Source organism: Methylobacterium sp. E-065 (assembly GCF_022829605.1).
Lineage (GTDB): Bacteria > Pseudomonadota > Alphaproteobacteria > Rhizobiales > Beijerinckiaceae > Methylobacterium.
In genome coordinates this window covers 33,019-39,018 of the sequence record NZ_JAKSYD010000047.1, presented here as the reverse complement: position 1 = coordinate 39,018, position 6,000 = coordinate 33,019, and the positions used below count along the sequence as shown (strand labels likewise).

The 6,000-nt window shown below is 64.5% G+C and carries 8 protein-coding genes; 7 read left to right on the top strand and 1 reads right to left on the bottom strand.

The features are described from left to right. Positions 1-94: 94 nt before the first annotated feature. The gene (locus MKK84_RS04385; protein ID WP_243916839.1) at positions 95-499 is read right to left on the bottom strand and encodes a LysR family transcriptional regulator; all 405 of its coding nucleotides are present in this window, start codon (positions 497-499) and stop codon (positions 95-97) included. Positions 500-616: 117 nt separating this feature from the next. Between MKK84_RS04385 and MKK84_RS04380 the strand changes: the two genes are divergently transcribed. The 7 genes from MKK84_RS04380 to MKK84_RS04350 all read left to right on the top strand — a co-directional run bounded on the left by MKK84_RS04380 (position 617) and on the right by MKK84_RS04350 (position 5,958). Beyond that, the gene (locus MKK84_RS04380; RefSeq protein ID WP_243916835.1) at positions 617-1,114 is read left to right on the top strand and encodes a YybH family protein; all 498 of its coding nucleotides are present in this window, start codon (positions 617-619) and stop codon (positions 1,112-1,114) included. Between the two features lie 93 nt (positions 1,115-1,207). Continuing rightward, complete coding sequence (locus MKK84_RS04375) at positions 1,208-1,405, top strand: SDR family NAD(P)-dependent oxidoreductase (RefSeq protein WP_243916834.1); 198 nt, start codon at positions 1,208-1,210, stop codon at positions 1,403-1,405. 123 nt (positions 1,406-1,528) lie between these two features. Further along, positions 1,529-1,888 (top strand): DoxX family protein, encoded by a 360-nt coding sequence (locus MKK84_RS04370; RefSeq protein ID WP_279599358.1) that lies wholly within the window; start codon positions 1,529-1,531, stop codon positions 1,886-1,888. 4 nt (positions 1,889-1,892) lie between these two features. Further along, positions 1,893-2,414 (top strand): YybH family protein, encoded by a 522-nt coding sequence (locus tag MKK84_RS04365; RefSeq protein WP_243916830.1) that lies wholly within the window; start codon positions 1,893-1,895, stop codon positions 2,412-2,414. Between the two features lie 37 nt (positions 2,415-2,451). Next, the gene (locus tag MKK84_RS04360; RefSeq protein WP_243916829.1) at positions 2,452-3,429 is read left to right on the top strand and encodes a zinc-binding alcohol dehydrogenase family protein; all 978 of its coding nucleotides are present in this window, start codon (positions 2,452-2,454) and stop codon (positions 3,427-3,429) included. A gap of 79 nt (positions 3,430-3,508) precedes the next feature. Next, entirely contained in the window at positions 3,509-3,967 is a 459-nt protein-coding gene (locus MKK84_RS04355) for a nuclear transport factor 2 family protein (RefSeq protein ID WP_243916827.1), read from the top strand. A 446-nt stretch (positions 3,968-4,413) separates the two neighbouring features. After that, a complete protein-coding gene (locus tag MKK84_RS04350; RefSeq protein ID WP_243916825.1) occupies positions 4,414-5,958 on the top strand; it encodes a mechanosensitive ion channel family protein in 1,545 nt (514 codons plus the stop codon). The last annotated feature ends 42 nt before the right edge of the window (positions 5,959-6,000 follow it).

Genomic DNA, 6,000 nt, shown 5'->3' with positions numbered 1-6,000 from the left:
TCATGCCAGCCTTCACCGCTTGGCCGGCTGCGCTCGCCCGACCAGCTCCGCCGGCCAAGCTAACCGTGGTGGAGCGGCCTACTGCGCACTAACTTTAACCTTGGACCACCCTGTGGGGGCCGATCACCTGGACCTGCACGTTTGGATAGGCCGCCTGGAACGCGCCCACCAGCGGAGCCACGAGCGTGTCGGAGATGCTCGGCAGCGACGCGATGCGCAAGACACCCGATACGTCGGTCATCCGGTTCGAGACGAGGCCTAGCACCCCATCGCTGATCTCAATGCTTCGTCGCGCCTGCTCCAATACAACTGACCCAACGTCGGTCAGGCGCAGGCTCCGTGTCGAGCGCTCCAAGAGGCGAACGCCGAGTTGGCTCTCTAGTTCGGCGATGCGCCGACTGACGGTCGAAGTCGGAATGCGCAGCAAACGAGCGGCCATCGCGAAACTGTTAGCTTCAACGACCTTGGCGAAGATGAAGAGCGCATTCAGGTCAAGCATCATTGTCCCATATGTGGGATAGGCCATCCCAAAATGAACGGCTTATGGGGTAATGCGATATCACATACTCATGGAGCATCCTAAGCAGACGCCGGAGTATCGTGAATGAGGGTTCGTATGACTGCAGCCTGTTTCCTTGCTGCTTTTGCCATGATCCCGTTTCAAGCCAGCATAGCGCAGTCGTTCGGCGGTCCATCGACGACCGTAGCTAAGGACACCAGTGACGAGGCCGCAATCCGCGCCGCGCTGTCGTCGTATAACTCCGCCTTAAATGGCGGTCAGACTGCCGACGTGCTGCCGCTCTACACACCCGACGGCATCTTCATGGCACCTTACACGCCCTCCTTCGTTGGACAGGCGGCGGTACGTCAGGCCTACGACGCGGTGTTTAAGGAGCTAAAGTTCGACGTGAGGTTCGACATCGTCGAGGTCGTCTCAATGGCCCCGACCTGGGCGTTCGTGCGCACGAACTCGGCCGGGTCGACGCTCCACCATTCCACCGGAAAGACGACCCGCGAAGCGAACCAGGAGCTCTTCATCCTGCAAAAAGGCAACGACGGACGCTGGCGGATCGCCCGCTACAGCTTCTCGCCGACCGATCCTCCCGCGCCATAGCAACCCAACGGACTCGGGGCATTGGACGGGTCGGTCCCGGTTGTCGTGAGCGCCGAAGCCGTCCCCCAATTCGGCTATTCAGGATTGATCAGCATGACCGGCAAGCTTTCCGGGAAGGTTGCGCTCGTCACCGGTGGTTCCCGGGGCATCGGCGCGGCAATCGTCCTTTTGCTGGCCGAGAACGGCGTCGACGTGGTGTTCAGCTACGCTGGCTCAGCCGACGCGGCCGAGAAGGTAGTCCGGCAGGTTGAATCGCTCGTAGTGCGTTCCCTCGCGGTGAAGGCCGCCTGAAGCCGCATCGTGATGATGCCTATGGCCATCGGCAGATCACGGGATGGCGTACGCGACATGAGCAGGAGCAATCGTGCGATGTAGTCCGCCTTCCCGAGATGGGTCGACGTACCAGCCAGGGCTTTGATGGTGGCCCTGTTCCTGGTGTCCGGCATCGGCAAGCTCACCGCCGTTGCCGCCACTCAGGGCTACATGACCGCCTATGGCGTCCCTGCCATGCTGGTCTGGCCGGCCGCCGCCTTCGAGATCGGCGCAGGCGTGCTGCTCCTGCTCGGCCTCTGGACCCGGCCGCTCGGCTTGTGCCTGGCAGGGTGGTGCCTACTCACGGCGGCGATATTCCATACTGCTTTCGCCGACCAGAACCAGCTGATCAACTTCCTGAAGAACCTCACCATGGCCGGCGGCTTTCTGCTGCTCGCCCGCGCCGGCGCGACCGGGTTCAGCCTCGACGCACGCCGCGCCCTCATCCGAACGGAGGTATGAAGGCATGCCGGTCCATTTGTGCGTGCGCATCCTCTTCCTTGCCGCGACGCTCGTCGGCACTCCCCTCGTATCGGTCAATGCGGCGGATCAGAGCGGGGAGCCCTTCGTGTTTTCAGCCGAGCCGACGGTCGCGGCAGGGCAGCGTGTCGCCTACGACGTGGTCCACCGCTATGAAACGTTCCTCAATGCCGGCGACACTGACGGCATCTTGAACCTGTTCGCACCCGACGGCGTCACGGAGTGGAACGACAAACCCACCTTCGCCACGCTCCAGGAGAAGCGGGATGCCTACGCGGCCCTGTTCCGGGTCGCCCGGTTCACGACCACGTTCGGCTACGCCGGCATCGACGACCAGGGCGAGACAGCCGTCGTGCGGACTTACCACCACAAGGGAGCGACGGTGCTGGAAGACGGCAAGCAGGTCGTCGACCTGAACCGTGAGTGCTTCGTACTGCGCAGGATCGATGGCGCCTGGAAGATCACCCTGTACGTCTTCAACACCAACCTCTTGCAGGGCGAAGGTTGAACGGCGTCCGCTACACGTGCGTCTCAGGAGTACGACGATGGCAACGATGAGAGCCGCGGTCATCCGCGAGGCCGGCGGGCCGGAAGTGTTGAAGGTCGAGACGGTAGCGAAGCCCGAGCCCCACGCGGGCGAGGTGTTGATCCGGGTGGGCGCCTTCGGCCTGAACCGCTCGGAGCTGTTCACCCGCCGCGGCCAGTCACCGGGCGTCGCTTTCCCGCGCGTGCTCGGCATCGAGGCCGTCGGCACCGTGGTGGCCGCGCCCGAAGGCACCTTCACGGTGGGCGACACGGTCGCGACGGCAATGGGTGGCATGGGTCGCAAGTTCGACGGCAGTTATGCCGAATACGTCCGCGTCCCGGCCGGGCAGGTGCAGGCCTTGAGCACCGACCTGTCCTGGGAGGTCTTGGGCGCGTTGCCGGAGATGCTACAGACCGCCTGGGGCTCGCTGTTCACCGCCTTGCGGCTCCAGCCCGGTGAGCGCTTGCTCATCCGCGGTGGCACGACTTCGGTCGGACTTGCCGCAGCGGCCATCGCCAAGGCGCACGGCGTCCACGTCGCGGCCACCTCTCGCCGCGCCGATCGCGCGCAGATGCTCCGAGACAACGGCGCCGATCAGATCTTCGTCGATACCGGCGCGATAGCCGCGCAGGTCTCTGAGGTTTGCCCAGGCGGCGTCGACAAGGTGCTCGAACTGGTCGGCGCGACGACGCTGGAGGACTCGCTTCGCTGCGCCAAGCCCGGCGGTATCGTCTGCATGACCGGGATGGTCGGCGACCGATGGTCATTGCCGGACTTCAGCCCGATGGACGTGATCCCGAGCGCGGTGTGCCTGACAACCTACGATGGCGGCGTCACGGACTTCATGCGCACGCCACTCCAGGAACTCGTGGAACAGGTCGCGGCGGGCAGCCTGCGCGTGCAGGTCGGCCGCACCTTCAAGCTCGATGAGATCGCCGAGGCGCATCACGCCATGGAGGAGAACAGCGCCGGCGGGAAGATCGTCGTCCTGCCCTGACAGGGCACGATCCCTTTCGCCTCACCGACCGCCACGGATCATCGGGCGCGTTCCGCGGCAGCAACGAGGGTAAGACACGATGCGCACACCGGTCGAAACGGTCCTGGCCCTCCTGGCAGATGCTGCCAATCCGTCGACGGTCGCCGAGTTGGTGGCGCCCGACGCCACCTACGTGTCGTTGAACTACGACAATCCCGACTTGAAGCAGATCATGCCCTGGTGCGGATCGCATACCGGCGCGCAGTCCATCGTGGAGACGTTCGTGAACGTCAATCGGCATTGGGAAATCCTGGCCTTCGACGTGCTGGAGGCCTTCGGTTCCGATGAGCGGGTCGCCGTGTTCGTGAGCTGCACCTTCCGCTCGCGTGTCATGGACCAGACGCTGACCTCGCCGGTCGCCATCTTTGCGAGGTTGGCAGAAGGTAAGGTCACGCACATGCAGTTCATGGAGGATACGTTCGGGACGGCTTCAACCTTCAGAAGCGGCGGCGCCTGGACTTTCCGCGCCGATCCAGGTGGCGCTGAGGTCACGATCTAGGCCGATCCGATGGCATAATAGCCAAGCTCGTGTAGGAGCGGCTGCGTGCTGATCCGGAAAGGTGACGTCCGAACCATCCTGCGGCATGGAGCAGGTCTGAAGTCCATGCGTGTGCGTTGGCCGTGGTGAGATCCCACCTCCGATCCCTTTTGGTTGTTGTCGCCCTTTCGACCTCCACAACCGCAGTTTGGGCGCAGACCCCCGCAGTCGGGCCGAGCAATCTCAGTCTTGGCCGCGATGTCGACCAGCACCTTCGTGCCGTTCGTGAACGGGCGAGGGAGTTGGCAGCGACGGCGCCCAGTGTCCCGGATGCAACGGGAGTGGCAGCTACCAGGCTCCTTGCCGACGACCGAACGACGCTCTCCGCGCTCGTCATCCGACTGCTTCTACTCTGGTTCGGAGCCTGGCTTGCGGAACGGCTGTTCTGGCGTTGGGCCGCGACTTGGATGCAGCGGATCGTCGACAGTCCCCTTGCAACGGCCCGACAGAGGTTTGGGGCGCAGGCACAGCGTCTCCTGTTCGCTCAGGGCCTCGTCTTCAGCTTCGCGACCGGGGCCTGCCTCACCTACCTCATCGCGGCCCCGCCGGGGGTGGCGGGCGTCATGGCTCTCGATGCACTCCTTGCCATTGTCGCCGTCCGGAGTGCGCGCGTCTTTAGCCGCTTCCTGTTCGCTCCGGGAGGCTCGCGGCTGCGTCTAGTCGGGCTGCCTACGATCGCAGCTTGGCGAGCCCAGCACGGGGTCACGGTTCTTGCTCTCGCGGCGGCGGCTGGGTTCCTCCTGTCGACACTGCTGCGATTGGGAGGGGCGGATCAAAAGGTGGCGGATGCAGTCACCAGCGTAACGATGCTCGTCTTGGTGATCCTAGCTCCGATCGTCGTCGGTGCCGTGGTGCTGTCCCTGCGCTCCACCGACCAACGGTCTCCGCGCCCGGCCGCGGTTGCCCTCGGGCTCGTGCCGGGAGCGTCGTGGTTGCTGGCTCAAGCCGATCTGTCGACCGCCGCTTGGGCGGTGCTGGTGCTTGGATTGGCGCCGGTCCTGTCGCTGGCCCTGGGCGATATCGCGCGAACCATCGTGTTCGGGCCAAACCGCACCGGTGCTCTGACGCGCGAGGAACGTATTGTCTCGCGCGCGACCCGCAACGTCGCGCTGATCGCGGCCCTTCTGCTGCTCGTCGAAGGCCCGCTTGGAACGGACGATGGAATCGGACTGCCGCTGACGACGGAGATCGTGTCCGCCCTGCTGATCCTCCTCGGAACCGACCTGGCTTGGCAGGTCGCCCGTACCCTGATTGATCGCGGCCTTGCCCGCATCGGAAGCGAACCGCGCGCGGACCGTCTCGCCACGGTCCTGCCCGCTCTGCGCACAGTCGTGCTCGTCACGCTCGTCGTCACGGCCGGCCTGAGCGTAGCATCCACGTTCGGCCTGCGGATCGGGCCCCTGCTGGCGGGTGCGGGCGTAGTCGGCCTGACGATCGGCTTCGGTGCGCAAGCGCTGGTGCGGGACATCATCGCCGGTTTCTTCCTGTTGCTGGACGATGCCTTCCGGGTCGGTGAGATTATCGAGAGTGGCAGCCTGCAGGGTCAGGTGGAGGCGTTCTCGTTGCGCTCCGTACGTTTGCGCGACGACAACGGGCATCTGCATACGGTCGCATTCGGCGAGCTCAAGGCTGTCACGAACTTCTCCCGCGACTGGGCGGGACTGGAAGTGCCTATCTACGTGCCGCACGGCGTGTCCTACGACGCCGCCGTCGCGGTGATCGAGGCGGCGATTGCAGCAGTCGAAGCCGACGAGATGCTCAGTACCCTGCTCATAGGGACCCCGAGGTTCCTGGGGGCGACGGCTTTATCGGAAGTGTCTATTCGGCTTGCGGTGTTGGTCCGGACAATCCCGGGAAGCCAAGCCAAGGTGCGGTCCGCGCTGCTCCATCATGTTCTATCGGGCGCTGCTGAGGCGAACGTCCCGCTTGGCAAAAGCTTGTCTTCGGGTTGATCACGATACAACCCCTGTCCGTAAGACGGCGATCCATCAATG

Coding starts and splice junctions, on each gene's coding strand:
- MKK84_RS04385 (WP_243916839.1), bottom strand. CDS start 499: ATGCTTGACCTGAATGCGCTCTTCATCTTCGCCAAGGTCGTTGAAGCT.
- MKK84_RS04380 (WP_243916835.1), top strand. CDS start 617: ATGACTGCAGCCTGTTTCCTTGCTGCTTTTGCCATGATCCCGTTTCAA.
- MKK84_RS04375 (WP_243916834.1), top strand. CDS start 1,208: ATGACCGGCAAGCTTTCCGGGAAGGTTGCGCTCGTCACCGGTGGTTCC.
- MKK84_RS04365 (WP_243916830.1), top strand. CDS start 1,893: ATGCCGGTCCATTTGTGCGTGCGCATCCTCTTCCTTGCCGCGACGCTC.
- MKK84_RS04360 (WP_243916829.1), top strand. CDS start 2,452: ATGGCAACGATGAGAGCCGCGGTCATCCGCGAGGCCGGCGGGCCGGAA.
- MKK84_RS04355 (WP_243916827.1), top strand. CDS start 3,509: ATGCGCACACCGGTCGAAACGGTCCTGGCCCTCCTGGCAGATGCTGCC.
- MKK84_RS04350 (WP_243916825.1), top strand. CDS start 4,414: ATGCAGCGGATCGTCGACAGTCCCCTTGCAACGGCCCGACAGAGGTTT.